We start from the raw sequence: 19,727 nt of genomic DNA, 5'->3' as shown, positions 1-19,727 counted from the left end.
CTTCTGTCAATTGTCAATTGTCAATTGTCCTCTGAAAAAGGGAAGGAGTTGTTCATAGTTGGAATATATGAGCTTTGATGAAATAGTAAGTGCAGTACAGGGAGAGGTAGTTTTAAAAGGAGAGTATTCCGGTTTTAACGCTGTTAGCACAGATACTAGAAAGATAGAAAAAGGAAATATATTTGTTGCGTTAAAGGGTGAAAATTTTAATGGTAATGAATATATTAAAACGGCTAGTGAAAAAGGTGCAGCTATTTGCATAGTAGATGAAATTAGATATAAAGATGAAGAAATTAAAAATTATACTACAGTTATAAAGGTACAAAGTACAGGAAGTGCTCTATTGGACCTAGCAGAAGCTTATAGATCAAAATTGAATTTGAAGGTAGTTGGTATAACTGGCTCAGCTGGTAAGACCTCAACTAAAGACTTGGTGGCAGCAGCTTTAAGTGGTAAATATAAGGTTTTTAAAACAGCAGGAAACTTCAATAATCAAATAGGACTTCCACTTATGATATTTAAATTAGACAATAGCTATGATATTGCAGTTTTAGAAATGGGAATGAATAATTTAAAAGAAATACATACAATGGCAAAGGCTGCAAGACCGGATGTAGCGCTAATAACTAATGTAGGAACTGCTCATATAGGAAAACTAGGAAGCAGAGAAAATATCTTGAAAGCAAAGCTTGAAATTACAGACTTTTTTAACTCAAAAAATATTTTAATAATAAATGGGGATAATGATATGCTTTCCTCAGTTGAAAATAGTAATTACCAAGTAATTAAAACTGGGATAGACAGCAATGCTGATTTTAAGGCTGATAATATAGAGCTAGGGGAAGATTACGTTGAATTTGAAGTTATAGAAGGTAAAGGCTGCACTAAAGAAAAATTTCATATAGATATGCCTGGTAAACATACCATTTCAAATGCACTGCTTGCTATAGGCTGTAGTAAAATTATGAATATGGATTATGAAAATATAAGACAAGGACTAAAAAACATACAGACCACATCTATGAGAATGGACATCATTAAAGGTGAAAAATTCTCTATAATCAATGATTGTTACAATGCTAACCCAGATTCTATGAAGGTTGCTATTGATGTGCTTAAAAATTCTAATGCACAAAGAAAGGTGGCAGTACTTGGAACAATGGGAGAGCTTGGAGAAGAGGCCTTTAACTCACATAAGGATGTAGGAGAGTACGCGGGAAAAAATAATGTAGACTTACTTATAACAATTGGTGAGTATAGTAAAGCTTATGAAGAAGGTTTTAGTGAAGTACAAGATAACAGGCAGCAACATAGGGCTTTTGAAAACTATGATGATGCAGTAGATTTCCTTACAAAAGAATATTTGCAAGAAGGAGATACAGTGCTAATAAAGGCCTCAAGAGCAGCAAAATTTGAATTAATAGTAGAAAAACTAAAGAAGAACATCAGCTAATAGGAGGTGAAGACGCTCTAAACTTTAGAGCGGAATTTTAATATGAATAAGCTAATTTATTCTGTACTAGTTGCATTTTTTATATCAATACTAGAAGGACCTATTTTAATACCATTATTACGTAAATTTAAATTTGGTCAAAGTATTAGAGATGAAGGACCTAAAAGTCATCAAAAAAAATCAGGAACCCCTACAATGGGCGGAATAATATTTATACTTTCTTCATTTATAGCTATGGCACTTATAGTAAAAAAGCCTAATGATGAAGCTATGATTGCACTTTATGCTTTTGTTGCCTTTGGAGTAATAGGGGCATTAGATGATGGATTAAAAATTATACGCAAGAAAAACCTAGGATTAAGAGCTTATCAAAAGATGATTTTGCTTCTAGTTGTTTCAGGAAGCTTTGCATACTATGCGGCACACAATCCCTATATAGGAACATCAATAATTGTTCCATTTGCTCATAAAACCTGGAACTTAGGTGCATTTTATATACCATTTATAATAATCTACTTTGCAGGTACAACAAATGCTGTAAATTTAACAGATGGACTTGATGGACTAGCAACATCAGTTACTTTACTAGTTATGACCTTCTTTGCGCTAGTTAGCTTGGCTATGGGGCATTATACATTAGCAATATTTTGTGCAGTAGTTGCTGGAGCCTTATTAGGATTCTTAAGGTATAATGCTTTTCCAGCTCAAGTATTTATGGGAGATACGGGGTCACTAGCATTAGGTGGAGCAATTGCTGCAGTTGCTATGATATTAAAACTTCCATTATTGGTTATAATAGTAGGTGGAATATATGTAATGGAGACTTTATCTGTAATACTTCAGGTTATTTCCTTTAAGCTTACAGGAAAGAGAATATTTAAAATGAGTCCAATACATCATCATTTCGAGTTATCTGGATGGCATGAAACTAAGGTAGTTTCAGTATTTTGCATAGGTACTGTTATACTTTGCCTAGTAGCATTTTTATCACTAACTGTAAATTTATAAACAGAAAGATTGACAACGGTCAATCATGCTAATTGATTGAGATAAGTAATCAGGTAGGAGGATTTAAAATGAACAAACCCAATGTTAAAATGGGGCCTATAGACTTTGTATTATTTTCAACTATAATGCTTTTAGTAGCTATTGGAGTAATTATGGTTTATAGTGCTAGTTCATATAGTGCATTTTTTAGCTCTGCAACAAATCATGATAGTATGTATTTCTTAAAAAAACAAGGCTTCAGCGCTATAATAGGAATTGTAGCAATGTTTTTTACAATTAAAATTGATTATCATAAGATAAAGAAACATACAAAATTAGCTATGATAGTAACAATAATACTCCTAGCAGCTGTATTTGCTTTTCCTGCAACAAATGGTGCTAGAAGATGGATAAGACTTGGAGGACCATTCTCACTGCAGCCTTCAGAAATAGCAAAATATATAGTAGTTTTATATATGGCCAAAAGTATAGAGCGTAAAGGTGAAAGAATTAAAAGTTTAACTCATGGGATTATACCATACCTTATGGTTTCAGGATTCTATGCTGGTATGGTACTTGCAGAAAAAAACTTAAGTATAGCTTCAGTAATAATGATAGTTACACTCATAGTTCTATACGTTTCAGGAGCTAAAACCTCTCATATGATTGGACTTGTAGGCATAGTTGCGCTGGCTGGGGTAGCAGGCATAGTTCTTGAACCATACAGAATGGCTAGATTTACAAGCTTTTTAGATCCATGGCGAGATCCTAAAGGAGATGGGTATCAATTGATACAATCACTGCTTGCTTTAGGGTCAGGTGGAATTTGGGGTATGGGCTTAGGAAGATCAAGGCAAAAGTGTTATTACATACCAGAACCTCACAATGACTTCATATTCTCTATAATTGGAGAAGAATTAGGTCTTATAGGATGTACTTTAATTGTAATACTTTTTATTGTATTTATATGGAGAGGAATAGTCACCGCTGTAAAAGCTAAGGACACTTATGGGACTTTACTAGCCACAGGAATTACAGCTGTTATAGCAGTGCAGGCAATTATAAATATTGCTGTTGTTACAGGATTAATGCCAGTTACAGGAGTTCCACTTCCATTTATAAGTTATGGAGGGTCTTCACTGATATTCAATATGGTAGCGGCAGGTGTACTCTTAAATATTTCACGGCAAAAAGAATATAATTAATTTTACAATTATAGCATTGCGTTTCGCAATGCTATAATTTATGTAAAATTTTATAGAAAAAGTATATAAAATTAACACATAATTTAATGAAATTCATCTTGCAAAATGTTATTATATATATAGCTTGTTTAATTTTTATTTATTAATAATGTTTACGAATCTATATACGAGGCAAGAAAGGTTGATATAAATGAGTCAGGCTTTAAGTAAAGCAGATAACGAATTAATACTTAAAAGAAGAAAAAAGAAAAAAATAAAGAAATTATTTATGTTATTTATTATGTTATTGTCAATATGTGTTACTCTTTGTTTAAAGCTTCCTTATTTTAACATAATGAAAATTCAAGTTAATGGTAATAAAAATATTTCCATTAACGACATCATTACACTTTCGAATATAAAAGCAGGAAACAACATTTTCTATGTTAATTTAAAAGAGGGTGAAAATAATATTTTAAGTAACCCATATATATCTGACGTAACTATAACTAGAAAGTTCCCATCTACTCTTATTATAAGTGTGAAAGAAAGAGAAGCTGTATTTTACAATAATAAGGACAACCAGTATTTCATTATAGATAAAGCTGGAGTTGTTCTGCAAAAGAGAGATAATATTAAAGGAATGAAACTGATTAAGCTTGATGGAATTGATTTTTCAAAATGTGAAGTTGGAAAGCCGATACAAGATAGTGATAAGAGAAAAGTCGATGCAGTTGTTAATCTAGGCGATATTGTTTGCAACAATAAGGTTTCTCAGGGCTTAACTCTTGTTGATGTAAGCAGTTCAATAGATATCAAAGTTTATTATGGTGATATTTGTATAAAGTTTGGAAATGCTGAGGATATAGATAAAAAATTCAATAAGGCTTTAAATATCTTAGATAGAAAAGAATTACAAGGGGTAAAGGGATACATTGATGTAAGTTTTAATGGAAATCCTGTGTTTTTTATTCAAAAGTAGGAGGATGTAATATATGCGAAAGGTCAGATCACAAATTAGTGTAGCAGTTGTTTGCGGCATACTAGGGTTTATGCTTGCATATCAATTTAAAATTCTTATGAAACAAGATAAAACTTTCAATTTTAACAATAAAAACAGCACTGATGTTACTGTAGAGATAGAACAGTATAAAAAACAAAAACAGGAGCTTGAACAAAAGGTAAACGAGCTCCAAAATCAAATTAAAAACTATGAAAGTGCAGCAGCAGGTAAAAGTGATACTACTAAAAATCTCTTAAAGGAATTAGATGATACAAGAACTCTTATGGGTTCTACAGATGTTAGTGGACCAGGAATAACTATTTACCTTACACCTGACACTAAGCTTTTCGGCAATACAGAGGATCGTATAACAGATAAACACTTAGTTTATATTGTAAATGAATTAAGATTTGCCGGTGCAGAAGCTATATCTATCAATGATATTAGAGTAGTGTCTAAAACCGGCATAAGAAATGCAGGCAATTATATATTAATCAATGATGAGAAAATTTCTCCTTCAAGCAGAATAGTAATAAAAGCTATAGGGGATAAAACACTATTGTATAAGTCTATGAGTTTTCCAGAGGTTTTTTCAGATTTTAAGTTAATATGTGATGTGAAGTTTGAAAAAACCGATGATATTCTTATTAAGAAATACAATAAGACTTATAAATTTGAGTATGCTAAACCAGTTAAAGAATAATAGGGGGGAGAAAGATGATAGGATTTATTGGACTTGTAATAGGTATTATTGTAGGTGTTGCATGTAATGTTAATATTCCAGATAAATTTTCACCATATATGTCAGTGGCAATATTAGCTTGCTTAGATTCAGTTTTTGGAGCTATTAAAGGAAGTCTTTCGCAGAAGTTTCAACCAGATATCTTTATATCAGGTTTCTTTGGAAATGCAGTTCTAGCAGCAGGACTTGCTTATTTAGGTGATAAACTTGGAGTTCCTATATATTTAGCAGCAGTAATAGTTTTCGGTGGAAGAATATTCGACAACTTTGCTACCATAAGAAGATTGTTAATTGAAAAGGCTAGAGCCCGTCAATGAGGTGAATTAGATGAAAAATCATGAAGCTGATATATTTGTGTTCATAGCTTCTATAATTATAGGCATACTAATATCCATGAATATTAGCTTTTCAAGAGGATCGGATAGAGTATTTTTAAGTGCAAAACAATATCAAGATGCATACAATTATAGAAATAAGCTCTATGGTGATATAGCTGGACTAATGGAGCAATATGACAATTATTATAAAAAACTCTCAAAGTATAATAGCAATGAGGAAAATCAAACTCATATTAGTGAAAGCATAAAGGAAGAGTTAGATCAGAATAACATTGTATTAGGGAAGGTTCCATTACAAGGGCAGGGAATAGTAATAAACTTAGATGATGCAAGTACAGAAAATATAAACAACTCCTATGGTTATGAACGTGAACTTAGACTTGTTCATAATACAGATATAATACAAGTAATAAACGATTTAAAGAATGCAGGAGCAGAAGCTATTTCTATAAATGGGCAGAGAATAATGGATATGACAGAGATTTATTGCAGTGGTCCTTTTATAAGAGCTAATGGAGTAAAAATAGCAGTACCCTTTACTATTAGTGCTATTGGAAATAAGGAAGTTTTGTATAATTATATGTTATCTAACGAAAACTACTTAAAAACGCTAATGATGAGAAAAATTAGAGTTGATGTTGAACAAACGGATGATGTTAAAATACCTGCCTATACTGGAGAATATAAAAAGGAATTTATGAAAGTAAACCAATAACAATAAATTTACATTTTACTCCAATGTTTTACTTTAATTTATTTAAATTTAATTAAAATTTTTATTAATTTTTGCAGGAATTTTAAGATTTATGAAGAATAAATATCCTTATAAGGTAAAGTACACAATTCAATTTGGCATTAAAAGGAGACGGTAGAGTTGTCAATTGAAGAAAATATAATTAAAATAAGAGAAACTATTCCAGAAGGTGTCACTTTAATAGCGGTTTCTAAAACAAAACCTGTGGAAGATCTTCAAAAGGTATATGACATGGGGGTAAGGGACTTTGGTGAAAATAAAGTTCAAGAGCTTACTGATAAATTTGAAAAGTTGCCGCAGGATATAAGGTGGCATTTAATAGGTCATCTACAGAGAAACAAGGTTAAATATATTGTAGGGAAGGTATATCTTATTCATTCTCTAGACAGTATTAGACTTCTTGATGAGATTGAAAAACATTACTCAGCCAGTGGAATGACTGCAGAGGTATTGATTCAAGTAAATATCGGCAGGGAGGAAAATAAGACAGGAGTCGATGTAGATGACTTAGAAGAATTAATTAATGCTTGTGAAAACTGCAATCACGTAAAAGTAAGAGGGATCATGTCCATAATTCCTCAAGGTGATGAAGATAGCTGCAGAGGTTATTTTTATCAAATCAAAAAGATATTTGATGAATTAAAAAACAGAAGTTTTAAAAACATCAACATGGAATTCTTATCTATGGGAATGACTGGAGATTATAAAATTGCAATCGAAGAAGGCTCAAATATGGTAAGAGTGGGAGAAGGCATATTTGGTAAAAGAAACTATAATGATAAGTAGGAGGTAAATAAAATGGCAGGAAAAGTTATAACTAAAATGATGGGATTTTTGGGATTAGAAGATGATTTAGAGGAAGACATAGAACTATCAGAGGAAAGAGAAGAAAAAAAAGCAGTTAATGATATATCAGAAGTTGAACCTGTTATATCAAATTCAAAAAGACAGAATAAGATTGTAAGCATACATAACAATATCGCTGCTAAAGTTAAAATAGTTAAACCCACTACATATGAAGAAGCAGCTGATATATGTGATGAATTAAAAAACAGAAAAATTGTAGTTATAAATACAACTGGTTTAGAAGCAAGAATAGCTCAAAGACTTTTAGATTTCATGGGAGGAGCTAGTTATGCCCTAGGTGGAGATTTAGAGGAAATTGAAAAAAACGTATATATATTGTCACCAGCCACAGTAGAAGTGAGCAATGATTTAAAAAATGAATTATCCAGTAAGGGACTTTTTAATTGGAATAAGTAATAATTGGAGGCTAAAATGTTAAATACTTTAGGAGTTGCCCTTTCTTTACTATTTAGACTTCTTGAAGGAGCTATATTAATTGATGTAATTCTTTCTTGGGTTATGCCAGGAAGAAGAGGCGGTTTTATAGACTTGCTTCACGTTTTTACAGATCCTTTTATGATTCCAGGAAGAAAAATTCAAGAGAAGCTTATACCAGGATTAATGATTGATTTTTCTCCTATAATTGCTTTATTAATACTAGATATTTTACAGAGAATAGTATTTAGTATATTATTATAGGGCTTTTATGGATAAGAAAACTTTTTTAAATAAGATGTCTTTTGTAGACAATAGTATAGCTTCTAAAATTTATGATAAAGTTATTTTAACACAAAAAACTACTAGGACCACATATACATCAGAGTTCTATACACCTGATATATACAAGACTTTAGAACATATGAGCAGTGAGCTTGATGTTAAAGTTAATTGTTATGGGGTTTTTGAAGATGCGCAAAGAAAGATAATAGCTTTTTCAGAGGAAGATGTTTGGTATTATCCAATAGATTTACTTAAAATATCTACCAATGCTAAGTTTACTAAAATTGAGCATAAGGATTATCTTGGAGCAATAATGGCTCTTGGGATTAAGAGGGAGAAGCTAGGGGACTTAATATTAAAAAATGATGAGTGCTATTTAGCAGTTCATAATGAAATAACAGATTATATAAAAATGAATTTAACAAGTGTAGGTAAGTCTACCTGTACTATTAATATTTTAGATGTAAACAGCAGCGAAATTCCTGTGTATGACTTTCAGAATATTATTGTGAATGTTTCCTCTCTCAGAATTGATTGTGTAGTTAGTGCATTATGCAATATATCAAGAGGTAAAGCTGAAGAGTTAATAAGACAGGGTAAAGTACTTATAGATTATTCTGAAGCTTTAAGAAAAGACAAGATTTTAAAAGAGGATTGTATAATAACTATAAGGGGATACGGAAAATTTAAGATTTTAGAAGAAGCCGGATGGACAGGAAGCGGAAGAGTTAAAATTCAAGTAAAAAAATTTATTTGATTTGAGGTGTTCACAATGAAAATAACAGCTATGGAGATAACTAATAAAGAATTTAAGAGAACTATAAGAGGATATAGTCCAGATGAAGTAGATGAATTTTTAGATAAGATAGCGGAAGACTACGAGAATCTTTATAAAGAAAACTCAACTTTAAAAGAAAAGCTCTCAAACATAGAAGACAAGATAGAGCATTATAATAAGATGGAAAGTACAATACAAAACACTCTTCTTTTGGCACAAAATGCTGCTGAACAAGCTAGAGAAAATGCTAAAAAGGAAAGTGAGCTTATTGTAAAAAACGCTAATGATACTGCTCAGAGAATAATAGATAAAGCTCATCATGATGTGCTTCAGATTACTGATGACTTTGAGAGGATGAAACAGGAGTTCTGTAAGTTTAGAACAAAGTTTAGAAGTTTTATGGAATCACAATTAGAAATGTTTGATGATATGGAAAAAGATCTTGTGAAGAACTATAACATAGGTTATGAAGCAAACGAAAACCTAAAATTAGATTTAAATGTAAAAGAAATAGAAATGGAAAATAGTGAAGAAGCAACAATAATTAAACAAGAAGAAAAGACTATGCCAAAGGATGAGTCATTTACAAACAATAACGAACTAGAAGAAATTAAAAATTTCTTTGTAAAAGATTAAAAAATCCCACTCATATTGAGTGAGATTTTTTTATTTTTAATAAAATTGATCCATTTATGGTATAATATAGACTGAGGAGTGTGTCTATGGAAACATTAAATACGTCATGTTTAAAGGAAGGAAATGAAATATATATAGAAGATAATATTAATAGATTTTATACCTTACTTAACAGACATAAAATTAAAATAAAAAACAAAATATTTTTAATTACTGACGATGTTATTTATAATATATATAAGGATTTAATATATGAACTGCAGTCTAAGACAGAATGCAAAGTTTATTATTTTGCTCATGGTGAAAATAATAAAAATATAAATACAGTACAGTCCATATATAACTTTCTTATAGAGAATAATGCTAATAGAAGCAGTACTCTCATAGCTCTAGGCGGCGGAGTGGTAGGAGATTTAGTAGGATTTGTGGCTTCTACATATATGAGAGGAATTAAATTTATAAATGTGCCTACAACACTGTTATCTCAAGTTGATAGCTGTATAGGTGGAAAAGTAGGCTATGACTACAATGGAATAAAAAATGTTATAGGTAGTTTTTATAACCCAGTTTTTGTATACATATGTACTAGATTTTTAAAGACTCTTGAAGAAAAGCAATTTAAGGATGGGTTAGGTGAAGTAGTTAAATATGGTATGATAAAAGACATACAACTGCTTGATTTTATTGATAAAAATTATAAATACATATTAGAGAAGAAAAATGATAAACTATTTTATATAGTGAAGGAATGTTTAAATATAAAGTTAGAAATAGTTGAAAAGGACTTTAATGATTCGGACCTAAGAAACATATTAAATTTTGGACATACGGTAGGACATGGAATAGAAGTATCTTCAAACTTTACAATTTCACATGGAGAAGCTGTAGCTTTAGGTATGCTTGCAGCAGTTAAGTTATCGGAAAAAAAATTGTCACTTAATAGTGAGGTATATATGAAACTTGAAGCCTTATTGGAAAAATTAGAGTTGCCTACAAGATATAAAGTTGACAATTATTCTACCTTTTTGTATGCTATTAATCATGATAAAAAAAATACTGATAAAATAAGATTTGTACTATTAGAAGATATATCAAAGTGCAAAATAAAAGTAGAAGTTACTGCTGAAGAAATTTATTCAGCAGTAGAAGGAAGTATTAGTAGGGGGTAATAATAATGAAAATAGGAATTATTGGAGCTATGGATGAAGAATTAGAAATTTTATTAAGAGAAATGCAGTTAGATAGAGCTGAAGTTAAGGCAAATATGAATTTTAAATCCGGAAAGTTACATAATAAAGATGTAGTTGTTGTAAGAAGCGGTATTGGTAAAGTGAACGCAGCCATATGTACTCAAATATTAATAGATGATTTTAATGTTGATAGAGTAATTAATGTAGGAATAGCAGGCGGAATTGGAAAAGATGTATATCCAGGTGATGTTGTAGTAGCAGATAGTCTTGTGCAACATGATGTAGACACTTCAGTATTTGGAGATAAAATAGGCCAAATACCAAGATTAGATACTTACGATTTTAAGTGCGATAAAGAGCTTGTGGACAAAGCTATTTCAGCATGTAAGAATGCTGGAAGTATAAAGAGTTTTGTAGGTAGAATAGTAACAGGAGATCAGTTTATCAGCAGTACAGACAAAATAGTATGGCTAAATGAGGAATTTAAAGCTATTGCCTGTGAAATGGAAGGTGGAAGTATAGCACAAGTATGCTATTTAAATAATATACCTTTTGTTGTAATACGATCTATATCTGACAATGGAAATAATGGTGCTCATATGGATTATGAAAAATTTGCACCTATAGCTATAAAAAATTCTACTGAAATTTTAAAGAATATGCTTATGAACATATAGGCAGTTTATGTAGGTGATTACTAAATGAAAGATTTATTAATAGACCAAAATAGTGGAGACTCTATTAAAGTAAAAGTTAAAAATGTAGTTTTTGGAGAAAAGGAAAAGGTAATAATATCAGGACCTTGTTCTGTTGAAAGCTACGATATAATGATTAGAATAGGAAAAGAGCTAAAAGACATGGGGGTTCATATGCTTAGAGGTGGAGCCTTTAAGCCTAGGACTTCCCCTTATGACTTTCAGGGATTGAAGGAAGAGGGATTAGAAATAATAAAAGCAGTAGGAGAAGAAGTAAAGCTTCCAATAGTCACAGAAGTTATGGATGCAAGAGATATTGATAATGCTCTTAATTATACTGATATGATTCAGATAGGCTCTAGAAATATGTACAATTATACTCTTCTTAAGGAAGTAGGAAGAACTAAAGCACCAATTCTTCTTAAAAGAGGACTAAGTGCCACAATAAGTGAATGGTTGTACGCAGCTGAATATATAATGTCTGAAGGAAACAATAATGTAGTATTATGTGAAAGAGGTATAAGAACCTTTGAAAACTATACAAGGAATACTTTAGATTTAAATAGTGTAGCAGTTGTAAAGCAAAAGTACAGAATTCCAGTTATTGTGGATCCAAGTCATGGAACGGGATTAAGAGAACTTGTCCCTACCATGAGTCTAGCTTCAATTGCAGCAGGAGCAGATGGACTTATTATAGAAAGTCACATAAGCCCAGATAACTCTGTATCTGATGCAAGGCAGACAATATCAATGGAAAGTCTTAAAAACATTGTATCTGGTATAAAGAAATTAGAAGAAGTACTTTAGTATATAGGAGTTCAAGGCCGAAAATTGACTTACACCCCGGACTATGTTTCCAAGCTTCAGTCCGTTAAAAACTTTTAGTCAGTCTAAAGCTTGTGTTTCAAGACAACCTAAGAACTTTCGAGAACTCGCTGTGCTCAAACAACTCTAAAGTTCTAAGGTTCTCTTAAAACCCTTCACTAAGACTGATACAAAGTTTTTAAATCTACCTTCAGCTTTGGAAACATAGCCCTTTGTGTAAGTCAATTTTCTAATCTGAAACTCTATAAATAGAGAGGTGAACTTAAGTTTGAGATTAATTGTAAATGAAGTAAGAGACAATGTGAAACAAAGCTTTAATCTTCCAGGGGATAAGTCTATTGCTCACAGATCATTGATAATAGGTTCACTTGCAAAGGGAAGGTATAAAATTGAAAACTTTCCAATGGGACTAGATTGTTTGGCTACACTTGATTGTGTAAGAAAATTAGGTGTAAATGCAGAGATGAAAGAAAATACAATTTTTGTAAATTCGCCAGGATATGAAGGCTTTAATAAATATCCTGGAATTCTTGATGCAAAAAATTCTGGAACTACGGTAAGGCTTATGTCAGGAGTGTTAGCCGGCTGTGGTATTAAAGCTTCTTTCATTGGAGATGAATCTTTAAGTAGAAGACCAATGAAAAGAATAATTAATCCATTAGAAAAAATGGGAGCAAAAATAAAAAGTTGTGAGGGATTGTTACCATTAAAGTTTGAGGAAAATAGTAAGTTAAAGGATATAAATTATCAAATGCCTGTAGCTTCAGCTCAGGTAAAATCCTGTTTACTCATTGCTGGCTTTTTAGGCGAAGGAGAAACGGTTATAAAAGAGCAATCGCCTACAAGAGATCATAGTGAAAGAATGTTTAAGTATATAAGCGCTTCTATAAATAAAGAGGATAATATTATAAAGATAAAAAATTCCGAGCTAAAGTGTAAAGATATTTATGTCCCAGGAGATATTTCTACTGCTGCATTTTTAATTGCAACAGCTATAATTTCTAATAATTGTGAACTTGTATTAGAAAATGTTTTATTAAATCCAGGAAGAAAAAACTATATAGATATATTAAAAGACATGGGAGCGAACATTGAGGTATATATAAAAGAAAAAGTAAATGAAGAAGAGATAGGAATAATAAAGGTTAAAAGCAGTAATATTCATGGAATTACAATAAGCAGCGAAAGAATACCAAATATCATAGATGAAATACCTATTCTTTCAGTTATTAGTGCTTTTGCTAAAGGAACTACAGTTTTTGAAGAGGTAGATGAATTAAAATATAAAGAAAGCAATAGAATTGAAGCTATAATTGATAACCTTAAAGCTTTTGGAGTAAAATCTCAACACATAAATAGCAATTTGATTATATATGGTGATAATGACTATATAGATGCTGAAGTAACTGTAAATCCTAAAAAGGATCACAGGATAGCTCTAAGTTTTTTAGCTATGGCTGCAAAAAATAAAGGTAAAACTTACATTGAGAATTTTGAATGTACAGAAATATCCTTTCCTGAAGCAATAGATTATTTTAAGTGCTTTTATGATTTATATACAGAACAGTAGTTATATTGTTATCTAATAAGTTCCATATTTGCAGAATAAATAAAAGATTTCTAGTTAAAATAAGAATAACAATAAATAATTAAGTAAAATATAAAGTGAAACATAAGTAAAAGTGTAGTTAAAATACTTATATTGTTAATATTCTTATTTTAATGTTAGGCATCTTCATAAGATAACTAGTCAGTATTCTAATATATTTTGATTTGTTATTTTCTTTCAGATGCTTTAAGAAAGGAGTTTCTGTAGCTATGGATAAGGAAAGATTGGAGTATTTTAAAAGAACTTTAAAAGAGGAAAGAAGCAAGGTATATGATTTTTTGAATCAGATGGAACAAAATGAAACAATTGACTCCAATTCAGCAATGTCAAGGGAGTTATCAGCTTATGATAACCATCCAGCAGATACTGCTACCGAACTATTTGATAAAGAGAGAGGTCTAGCTTTCAAAGAAAACGAAATAACCATAATAAAAAAGATAGATGATGCATTAGCTAGTATCGATGAAGGTACTTATGGTAAATGTAAAATGTGTGGCAAGGACATAGTGGAGGAAAGACTGGAATTTATTCCTTATGCACAGTTTTGTGTTGATTGCCAGAGAGAGGTAAATGATTCAAGACCTCTTGAAAAACATAATAGACCTCTTGAAGAATATGTAATTGATTATCCTTTTGGATATGGCTTTAATGATTATGATGAAGATGCAGAAGTAGAATTTGATGCTGAGGACAGTCTTCAATCGGTTATGAAATTTGAAAGATTGGAAGACCGAACAGAATGGTATACAGATAGTGACAATAGCTATGTAGACCCAATGGAGAGAATAAGCAATCAACAATATAGAGAACAATTACCAGACTAAGATTATAAAAAAATTACGACGTAATTTTTTTAGAGGACAATTGACAGAGGACAGAGGACAGAGAAGGTAAGTTTTCTTCCTCACGGCAGAAAACTAATTTATTTTTTCAGGCTTGTTTTGCAAAAGCAAAACATCGCTAACTTAAGCAGACATCCAAAATCTTAAGTAGATATCCCAAATCTTTGATTTGGTGATAGTCACTTACACAGAGTGTTGATTTTGAGATGGTCGCTTAAGCAGAGAACCCAAATCTATGATTTGGAGTGAATCGCTTACACAGAGTGTACTCCTGCGAAACAAAAGATCAGGAGTTTCTCATAAACTTAAAGATTTTTCGTAACGCAGCGGAGAAAAATCCTCCTTCACTGTCCTCTGTCAATTGTCAATTGTCCTCTGAAAAGTGCGTCGCATAATTTTAAAATTATGAATTTATGATTCTTAAATTGAGAGTTGACGTTTGTCAAATTAAAAGTGTTGGGGGGATAAAAGTGGAATTTATAATAATAGTTCTAGGACTGATTTTAGACAGGATCACTAAGATATGGGCCCTTAATGTTTTGACTAAAACTACTGAAATTCCTATAATAAAAGATTTCTTTAGTTTTTCATATCTCGAAAACAGGGGGGCGGCCTTTGGTATCCTCCAAAATAAGTTGATTTTTTTGTCGTTAGTTACATTAATTATAACAGGGGGGGTTGTATTTTACCTATTTAAGTACAAACCTACCTCTAAAATTCTGAGGATAAGTTTAGCATTAATAATAAGTGGAGCTATAGGAAATTTAATTGATAGAATATGGTACAAATATGTAGTAGACTTTATCATGCTTCACTATAAAGATGTATACTATTTTCCTACCTTTAATGTGGCAGATATGCTTGTGGTAATTGGAACTATGTTACTAGTAATTTACATGATAAAGGAAGATAATGATGGAAAATAAACAATTTATAATAGAGCAGGATTCAACAAATTTAAGATTAGATGTATTTTTATCCAATCAATTGGAAGATAAGTCAAGGTCTTATATTCAAAATTTAATAGAAGAAGGAAATGTAAAGATAAATGGAGCATTAAAAAAGAGCAACTATAAATTAAGGATTAATGATGAAGTAGAGATTACTATTCCTGAACCTATAGGACTTAACATAGAACCTGAAAATATACCTTTAGATATAGTATATGAAGATGCTGATGTAATTGTAGTAAATAAACCTCAGGGAATGGTAGTTCATCCAGCTGCTGGTGTATATAATGGTACTTTGGTTAATGCTCTTCTAAATCACTGTAAAGATTTATCAGGCATAAATGGAGTTGCGAGACCAGGAATAGTTCATAGAATTGATAAAGATACTTCAGGAATTCTTGTTGTAGCTAAAAATGACAATGCTCATAATAAATTGGCGGAACAATTTAAAGATCATTCAATGACAAGATCTTACGTAGCTTTAGTGGAAGGTATCTTAAAAAATGATGAAGGTACCATAGATGCACCACTTGGAAGGCATCCTGTAGAGAGAGTAAAAATTGCGGTGATTAAGGATGGAAGAAGAGCAGTTACACACTATAAGGTCTTAGAAAGGTTAAAGAATACAACGTTAGTTGAATGCAGCCTAGAAACAGGCAGAACCCATCAAATAAGAGTACATATGGCTCATATAGGTCATCCATTAGTTGGAGATCCAGTTTATGGATATAAAAAGCAGAGATTTAATCTAGATGGTCAAATGCTTCATGCTAAAAAGCTAGGATTTATACATCCTAAAAGTGGAGAGTACATAGAATTTCAATCCGAATTACCAGATTACTTTGTAAGAGTGTTAAATATTCTTAGAAATGAATTTAAGTAAGGGTTAAACAAATACTGAAAACTTAAAATTTAGCAAAGTAGACTTAAAAATAATCGACAAAATAGTAGTTGAAATCTGATTAAATATGTGTTAATATATTTTCAATAGGTTGGGAAGTATTGATTTACAGCCTTTGAACAATTAAATTATGAGTATCCTTTAAGATGATCCAGTGAGGTCATAAGGCGACGAACAATGATTATTATAGGCATTTTGCGCCCATGCTCACTAAGCATGGGCTTTTTTAAATTATAAAACCTGGGGAGGTACAGAAAATGGAGCCAAAAGCGGTAATCCTAGATGAAAAAGGAGTAAAAAGAACTTTAACTAGGGTATCTCATGAAATAATTGAAAAAAATAAAGGTGTAGAAGATGTAATTCTTGTAGGGATAAAAAGAAGGGGATATCCAATAGCACAAAGAATAGCACAAATTATTGAGCAAATTGAAGGTATAAAAATTGAAGTAGAAAGTGTAGACATTACTCTTTATAGAGATGATTTAAGTAAATTACATGACCAGCCGATAGTAAACGAAGTAGAACTAATAGATGTAAGAGATAAAAAAGTAGTATTAGTAGATGATGTAATTTATACAGGAAGAACAGTGAGAGCTGCTATCGATGCAGTTATGCATGCAGGAAGACCTAAAATGGTTCAATTAGCAGTACTTGTTGATAGAGGTCATAGAGAACTTCCTATAAGAGCAGATTATGTAGGGAAAAATATACCTACATCCAAGAATGAAATGGTATCTGTTGAAGTTGCTGAAATCGACGGAAATGATTCAGTAAAAATATATGATATATAGGCTTGGAGTTATGTAGTGATTTGAAATAATCTAAGCATGGCAAATATATATTAGCTACTGAATTATGAAATATAGCTACTACTTTTAAAATAGTCCTGTGAGGCTAAAAAAGGGAGGAAATAAAAATGAAAAATTATGTAGACGTAGAAGAAAAACTACCGATTTTTACTACTATACCATTGAGCTTTCAACATCTTTTTGCAATGGTGGGTGCCACAATACTAGTACCTATATTAACAGGAATGAGTCCATCTATTGCATTGTTTTGTAGTGGTATAGGAACATTGCTTTATATAGTTTGTACTAAGGCGAAGTTACCAGCATATATTGGTTCATCCTTTGCATTTATAGGACCTATGATGGTGGCTTCTAAAAATTATGGTCCAGAAGCTATGCTTTCAGGAGTTATGGCAGCAGGTCTTGTATATATTACAGTAGCTGTAATAATAAGATTCTGTGGAGTAAGATGGTTGAATAAGGCATTGCCACCAGTAGTAGTAGGGTCTATAGTTATAGTTATAGGACTTGGACTTGCAGCTGTAGCTATAAATTGGGCAGGATTAAATTCAAGCTTTACGACTCCAACGATGCAAAATGTACCAAGATGGGCATGGATTACAGTTTCTATGATAACATTAGGCATAGGAGTGCTTGGAAGCATGTACTTCAGGGGATTCTTGGCAGTTATACCAATACTTGTTGCAATGATAGCAGGATATATAGCAGCATTAGTTCTTGGAGTAATTCCTCACCAAGCAATTGAAGCAATAGCAAATGCAAAACTATTTAGACTTCCACCATTTGTTACACCAAAATTTAACTTGAATGCAATGATGTTAATGGCGCCAGTGTCTTTTGTAACACTTGCTGAACATATAGGACATGTATATGTTACAAACAATGTAGTAGGAAGAGATTTTACAAAAGAGCCAGGCCTTCATAGATCTATACTTGGTGATGGAGTAGCTACGATGTTTGCTGGTTTAGTTGGAGGACCACCCAATACAACTTACGGAGAAAACATAGGTGTTATGGCAATAACAAAAGTATATAGTGTATGGGTAATAGGCGGAGCAGGAGTAATTGCAATAATGCTTTCCTTTATTGGCCCAGTAGCAGCTATAATCGAAAATATGCCAATGCCGGTAATGGGTGGAGTAAGTATACTTCTATTTGGTATAATAGCTTCATCAGGATTTAGAATATTCGTAGAAGACAAAATAGATTTTAGCAAGAAGAAAAATTTAATACTATCCTCAGTTATAATAGTTATAGGAATTGGAGGAGCAGCAGTTAAGTTTAACTTTAATGGTGCAGAGGTAGAGATTGCAGGTGTTGCTCTTGCAACTATAGTAGGAATAGTTTTAAATCTAATACTTCCAGATAAGAGTGCAACAGAGGAAGATTTTGTTGTAGAAGAAACTTCAGAAACAAAAAAGCAGATAATAGAAGCGGTGTAGTATATATTAAAAGATAAGAGAAAACAATGAATACAAATTGATGTTAAAAAAATCCCTAAAACTTGGTATAATAGTTTTAGGGATTTTATAATGCCACTGGGTGACAATTTTAATAAAAAGAGGTATCGACATTCATGAGAAAATCTAAAAACATTGTCGTAAGTTTAATTCTAGTTCTTTTAATTGTAGTATTCGTATCAAAAGCATTGCAGGAATCTTATTTAAAAATAACAAGTGAACAAGCTATACCCTGGAAGGTGAATAACATTTTCGTCCATAGTAAAAGTGTAGAGAAATCTGAAAAGAAAGATGATAAATTGAAGATAGATAAAAAAGTTTCTACAGGGGAAATAAAGAGGAAGATCATTGTCATAGATCCTGGACATGCTAATAAATCTAATTTAGATAAAGAACCTATTGAACCTAATTCAAGGTCGATGAAAATAAAAGATGGAGGAGGAGCAGAAGGCGTTCTTAGTAAAACGCCAGAATATCTTGTTAATATGCAGGTTGCATTAAAGCTCAGGACTATTCTTGAAGAAAGAGGATATATTGTTAAAATGACAAAAGCAGAGAATTCTAAAAGCTTGGGAAACGTCGAAAGAGCAGAGATTGCAAATAAAGAAAATGCTGATTTAGCAATTAGAATACATGCAGACTCTAGTGATAACTCAAGTGTAAATGGAGCTTCAATGCTTATTCCAGCACCAATTAATGAGAATACAAAATTAATATATGATAAAAGCTCTAAGTATGGAAAGATAATATTGGATAGATTAGTTAAAGATGTAGGTATGCAGAATAGAGGTTTAAGTGAACGGAAGGACATGACAGGATTTAACTGGTCAAAGGTTCCTGTAGTATTAGTGGAGATGGGTTTTCTCTCAAATGCTGAGGAAGATAAATTACTTAGTAGCACTGAATATCAAAATAAACTAGCTAAAGCTTTAGCAGATGGAATAGATTTAGCATTACAATAAGATGGTTAATTTTCATATTGTCTTAAGAATGTGGTAATGATAG

The 19,727-nt window shown here is 31.6% G+C and carries 22 protein-coding genes; all 22 read left to right on the top strand.

Going from position 1 to position 19,727, the window contains the following annotated elements; translation table 11 throughout:
- The first annotated feature begins 58 nt into the window (after positions 1-58).
- The 22 genes from I6U51_RS10270 (at position 59) to I6U51_RS10165 (ending at position 19,684) form a co-directional block, all read left to right on the top strand.
- Positions 59-1,453, top strand: a complete 1,395-nt coding sequence (locus tag I6U51_RS10270) for a UDP-N-acetylmuramoyl-tripeptide--D-alanyl-D-alanine ligase (RefSeq protein ID WP_211142558.1) — start codon at positions 59-61, stop codon at positions 1,451-1,453.
- Positions 1,454-1,495: 42 nt separating this feature from the next.
- The gene (mraY, locus tag I6U51_RS10265; protein ID WP_211142557.1) at positions 1,496-2,461 is read left to right on the top strand and encodes a phospho-N-acetylmuramoyl-pentapeptide-transferase; all 966 of its coding nucleotides are present in this window, start codon (positions 1,496-1,498) and stop codon (positions 2,459-2,461) included.
- A gap of 68 nt (positions 2,462-2,529) precedes the next feature.
- Positions 2,530-3,645, top strand: coding sequence for a stage V sporulation protein E (gene spoVE / locus I6U51_RS10260; RefSeq protein WP_211142556.1), 1,116 nt, complete (start codon positions 2,530-2,532; stop codon positions 3,643-3,645).
- Positions 3,646-3,835: 190 nt separating this feature from the next.
- On the top strand, positions 3,836-4,606 hold the full coding sequence (locus tag I6U51_RS10255; protein ID WP_211142555.1) for a cell division protein FtsQ/DivIB: 771 nt from the start codon (positions 3,836-3,838) through the stop codon (positions 4,604-4,606).
- 13 nt (positions 4,607-4,619) lie between these two features.
- Entirely contained in the window at positions 4,620-5,330 is a 711-nt protein-coding gene (locus I6U51_RS10250; protein ID WP_211142554.1) for a DUF881 domain-containing protein, read from the top strand.
- Positions 5,331-5,344: 14 nt separating this feature from the next.
- A complete protein-coding gene (locus tag I6U51_RS10245; RefSeq protein WP_211142553.1) occupies positions 5,345-5,686 on the top strand; it encodes a small basic family protein in 342 nt (113 codons plus the stop codon).
- 10 nt (positions 5,687-5,696) lie between these two features.
- Positions 5,697-6,422 (top strand): DUF881 domain-containing protein, encoded by a 726-nt coding sequence (locus I6U51_RS10240; RefSeq protein ID WP_211142552.1) that lies wholly within the window; start codon positions 5,697-5,699, stop codon positions 6,420-6,422.
- 159 nt (positions 6,423-6,581) lie between these two features.
- On the top strand, positions 6,582-7,247 hold the full coding sequence (locus tag I6U51_RS10235) for a YggS family pyridoxal phosphate-dependent enzyme (RefSeq protein ID WP_211142551.1): 666 nt from the start codon (positions 6,582-6,584) through the stop codon (positions 7,245-7,247).
- 12 nt (positions 7,248-7,259) lie between these two features.
- Entirely contained in the window at positions 7,260-7,724 is a 465-nt protein-coding gene (locus tag I6U51_RS10230) for a cell division protein SepF (RefSeq protein WP_211142550.1), read from the top strand.
- A gap of 15 nt (positions 7,725-7,739) precedes the next feature.
- On the top strand, positions 7,740-8,006 hold the full coding sequence (locus I6U51_RS10225) for a YggT family protein (protein WP_211142549.1): 267 nt from the start codon (positions 7,740-7,742) through the stop codon (positions 8,004-8,006).
- Between the two features lie 7 nt (positions 8,007-8,013).
- The gene (locus I6U51_RS10220; RefSeq protein WP_211142548.1) at positions 8,014-8,784 is read left to right on the top strand and encodes a YlmH family RNA-binding protein; all 771 of its coding nucleotides are present in this window, start codon (positions 8,014-8,016) and stop codon (positions 8,782-8,784) included.
- Positions 8,785-8,799: 15 nt separating this feature from the next.
- The gene (locus I6U51_RS10215; RefSeq protein WP_211142547.1) at positions 8,800-9,441 is read left to right on the top strand and encodes a DivIVA domain-containing protein; all 642 of its coding nucleotides are present in this window, start codon (positions 8,800-8,802) and stop codon (positions 9,439-9,441) included.
- Positions 9,442-9,527: 86 nt separating this feature from the next.
- Positions 9,528-10,610, top strand: a complete 1,083-nt coding sequence (gene aroB / locus I6U51_RS10210; RefSeq protein WP_211142546.1) for a 3-dehydroquinate synthase — start codon at positions 9,528-9,530, stop codon at positions 10,608-10,610.
- 5 nt (positions 10,611-10,615) lie between these two features.
- Positions 10,616-11,308: a 5'-methylthioadenosine/adenosylhomocysteine nucleosidase gene (locus I6U51_RS10205; RefSeq protein ID WP_211142545.1), complete on the top strand. Its 693-nt coding sequence runs from the start codon at positions 10,616-10,618 to the stop codon at positions 11,306-11,308.
- 24 nt (positions 11,309-11,332) lie between these two features.
- Positions 11,333-12,133 (top strand): 3-deoxy-7-phosphoheptulonate synthase, encoded by an 801-nt coding sequence (gene aroF / locus I6U51_RS10200; protein WP_211142544.1) that lies wholly within the window; start codon positions 11,333-11,335, stop codon positions 12,131-12,133.
- Positions 12,134-12,419: 286 nt separating this feature from the next.
- Positions 12,420-13,721, top strand: a complete 1,302-nt coding sequence (gene aroA / locus I6U51_RS10195) for a 3-phosphoshikimate 1-carboxyvinyltransferase (protein WP_211142543.1) — start codon at positions 12,420-12,422, stop codon at positions 13,719-13,721.
- A 248-nt stretch (positions 13,722-13,969) separates the two neighbouring features.
- Positions 13,970-14,584 carry a TraR/DksA C4-type zinc finger protein gene (locus I6U51_RS10190; protein WP_211142542.1) on the top strand — a complete coding sequence of 205 codons (615 nt, stop codon included), beginning with the start codon at positions 13,970-13,972 and terminating at the stop codon, positions 14,582-14,584.
- A gap of 488 nt (positions 14,585-15,072) precedes the next feature.
- A complete protein-coding gene (lspA, locus tag I6U51_RS10185) occupies positions 15,073-15,528 on the top strand; it encodes a signal peptidase II (RefSeq protein ID WP_178906594.1) in 456 nt (151 codons plus the stop codon).
- Positions 15,518-16,435 (top strand): RluA family pseudouridine synthase, encoded by a 918-nt coding sequence (locus I6U51_RS10180; protein ID WP_211142541.1) that lies wholly within the window; start codon positions 15,518-15,520, stop codon positions 16,433-16,435. The genes lspA and I6U51_RS10180 overlap by 11 nt, the downstream gene beginning before the upstream one ends.
- 275 nt (positions 16,436-16,710) lie before the next feature.
- A complete protein-coding gene (gene pyrR / locus I6U51_RS10175; RefSeq protein WP_211142540.1) occupies positions 16,711-17,244 on the top strand; it encodes a bifunctional pyr operon transcriptional regulator/uracil phosphoribosyltransferase PyrR in 534 nt (177 codons plus the stop codon).
- A 125-nt stretch (positions 17,245-17,369) separates the two neighbouring features.
- Positions 17,370-18,704 (top strand): uracil permease, encoded by a 1,335-nt coding sequence (uraA, locus tag I6U51_RS10170; RefSeq protein ID WP_211142539.1) that lies wholly within the window; start codon positions 17,370-17,372, stop codon positions 18,702-18,704.
- 134 nt (positions 18,705-18,838) lie between these two features.
- Complete coding sequence (locus I6U51_RS10165; protein WP_211142538.1) at positions 18,839-19,684, top strand: N-acetylmuramoyl-L-alanine amidase family protein; 846 nt, start codon at positions 18,839-18,841, stop codon at positions 19,682-19,684.
- The last annotated feature ends 43 nt before the right edge of the window (positions 19,685-19,727 follow it).

The organism is Clostridium aciditolerans (assembly GCF_016316925.1).
GTDB lineage: Bacteria > Bacillota > Clostridia > Clostridiales > Clostridiaceae > Clostridium_AM > Clostridium_AM aciditolerans.
The sequence above is the reverse complement of the archived record's forward strand: the minus strand, read 5'-3'. Positions and strand labels throughout refer to the sequence as shown.

What these genes read in the sequence shown, in the direction of transcription:
- mraY (WP_211142557.1), top strand. Translation starts at nt 1,496, where the DNA reads ATGAATAAGCTAATTTATTCTGTACTAGTTGCATTTTTTATATCAATA.
- spoVE (WP_211142556.1), top strand. Translation starts at nt 2,530, where the DNA reads ATGAACAAACCCAATGTTAAAATGGGGCCTATAGACTTTGTATTATTT.
- I6U51_RS10255 (WP_211142555.1), top strand. Translation starts at nt 3,836, where the DNA reads ATGAGTCAGGCTTTAAGTAAAGCAGATAACGAATTAATACTTAAAAGA.
- I6U51_RS10250 (WP_211142554.1), top strand. Translation starts at nt 4,620, where the DNA reads ATGCGAAAGGTCAGATCACAAATTAGTGTAGCAGTTGTTTGCGGCATA.
- I6U51_RS10245 (WP_211142553.1), top strand. Translation starts at nt 5,345, where the DNA reads ATGATAGGATTTATTGGACTTGTAATAGGTATTATTGTAGGTGTTGCA.
- I6U51_RS10240 (WP_211142552.1), top strand. Translation starts at nt 5,697, where the DNA reads ATGAAAAATCATGAAGCTGATATATTTGTGTTCATAGCTTCTATAATT.
- I6U51_RS10230 (WP_211142550.1), top strand. Translation starts at nt 7,260, where the DNA reads ATGGCAGGAAAAGTTATAACTAAAATGATGGGATTTTTGGGATTAGAA.
- I6U51_RS10225 (WP_211142549.1), top strand. Translation starts at nt 7,740, where the DNA reads ATGTTAAATACTTTAGGAGTTGCCCTTTCTTTACTATTTAGACTTCTT.
- I6U51_RS10220 (WP_211142548.1), top strand. Translation starts at nt 8,014, where the DNA reads ATGGATAAGAAAACTTTTTTAAATAAGATGTCTTTTGTAGACAATAGT.
- I6U51_RS10215 (WP_211142547.1), top strand. Translation starts at nt 8,800, where the DNA reads ATGAAAATAACAGCTATGGAGATAACTAATAAAGAATTTAAGAGAACT.
- aroB (WP_211142546.1), top strand. Translation starts at nt 9,528, where the DNA reads ATGGAAACATTAAATACGTCATGTTTAAAGGAAGGAAATGAAATATAT.
- I6U51_RS10205 (WP_211142545.1), top strand. Translation starts at nt 10,616, where the DNA reads ATGAAAATAGGAATTATTGGAGCTATGGATGAAGAATTAGAAATTTTA.
- aroF (WP_211142544.1), top strand. Translation starts at nt 11,333, where the DNA reads ATGAAAGATTTATTAATAGACCAAAATAGTGGAGACTCTATTAAAGTA.
- I6U51_RS10190 (WP_211142542.1), top strand. Translation starts at nt 13,970, where the DNA reads ATGGATAAGGAAAGATTGGAGTATTTTAAAAGAACTTTAAAAGAGGAA.
- I6U51_RS10180 (WP_211142541.1), top strand. Translation starts at nt 15,518, where the DNA reads ATGGAAAATAAACAATTTATAATAGAGCAGGATTCAACAAATTTAAGA.
- pyrR (WP_211142540.1), top strand. Translation starts at nt 16,711, where the DNA reads ATGGAGCCAAAAGCGGTAATCCTAGATGAAAAAGGAGTAAAAAGAACT.
- uraA (WP_211142539.1), top strand. Translation starts at nt 17,370, where the DNA reads ATGAAAAATTATGTAGACGTAGAAGAAAAACTACCGATTTTTACTACT.
- I6U51_RS10165 (WP_211142538.1), top strand. Translation starts at nt 18,839, where the DNA reads ATGAGAAAATCTAAAAACATTGTCGTAAGTTTAATTCTAGTTCTTTTA.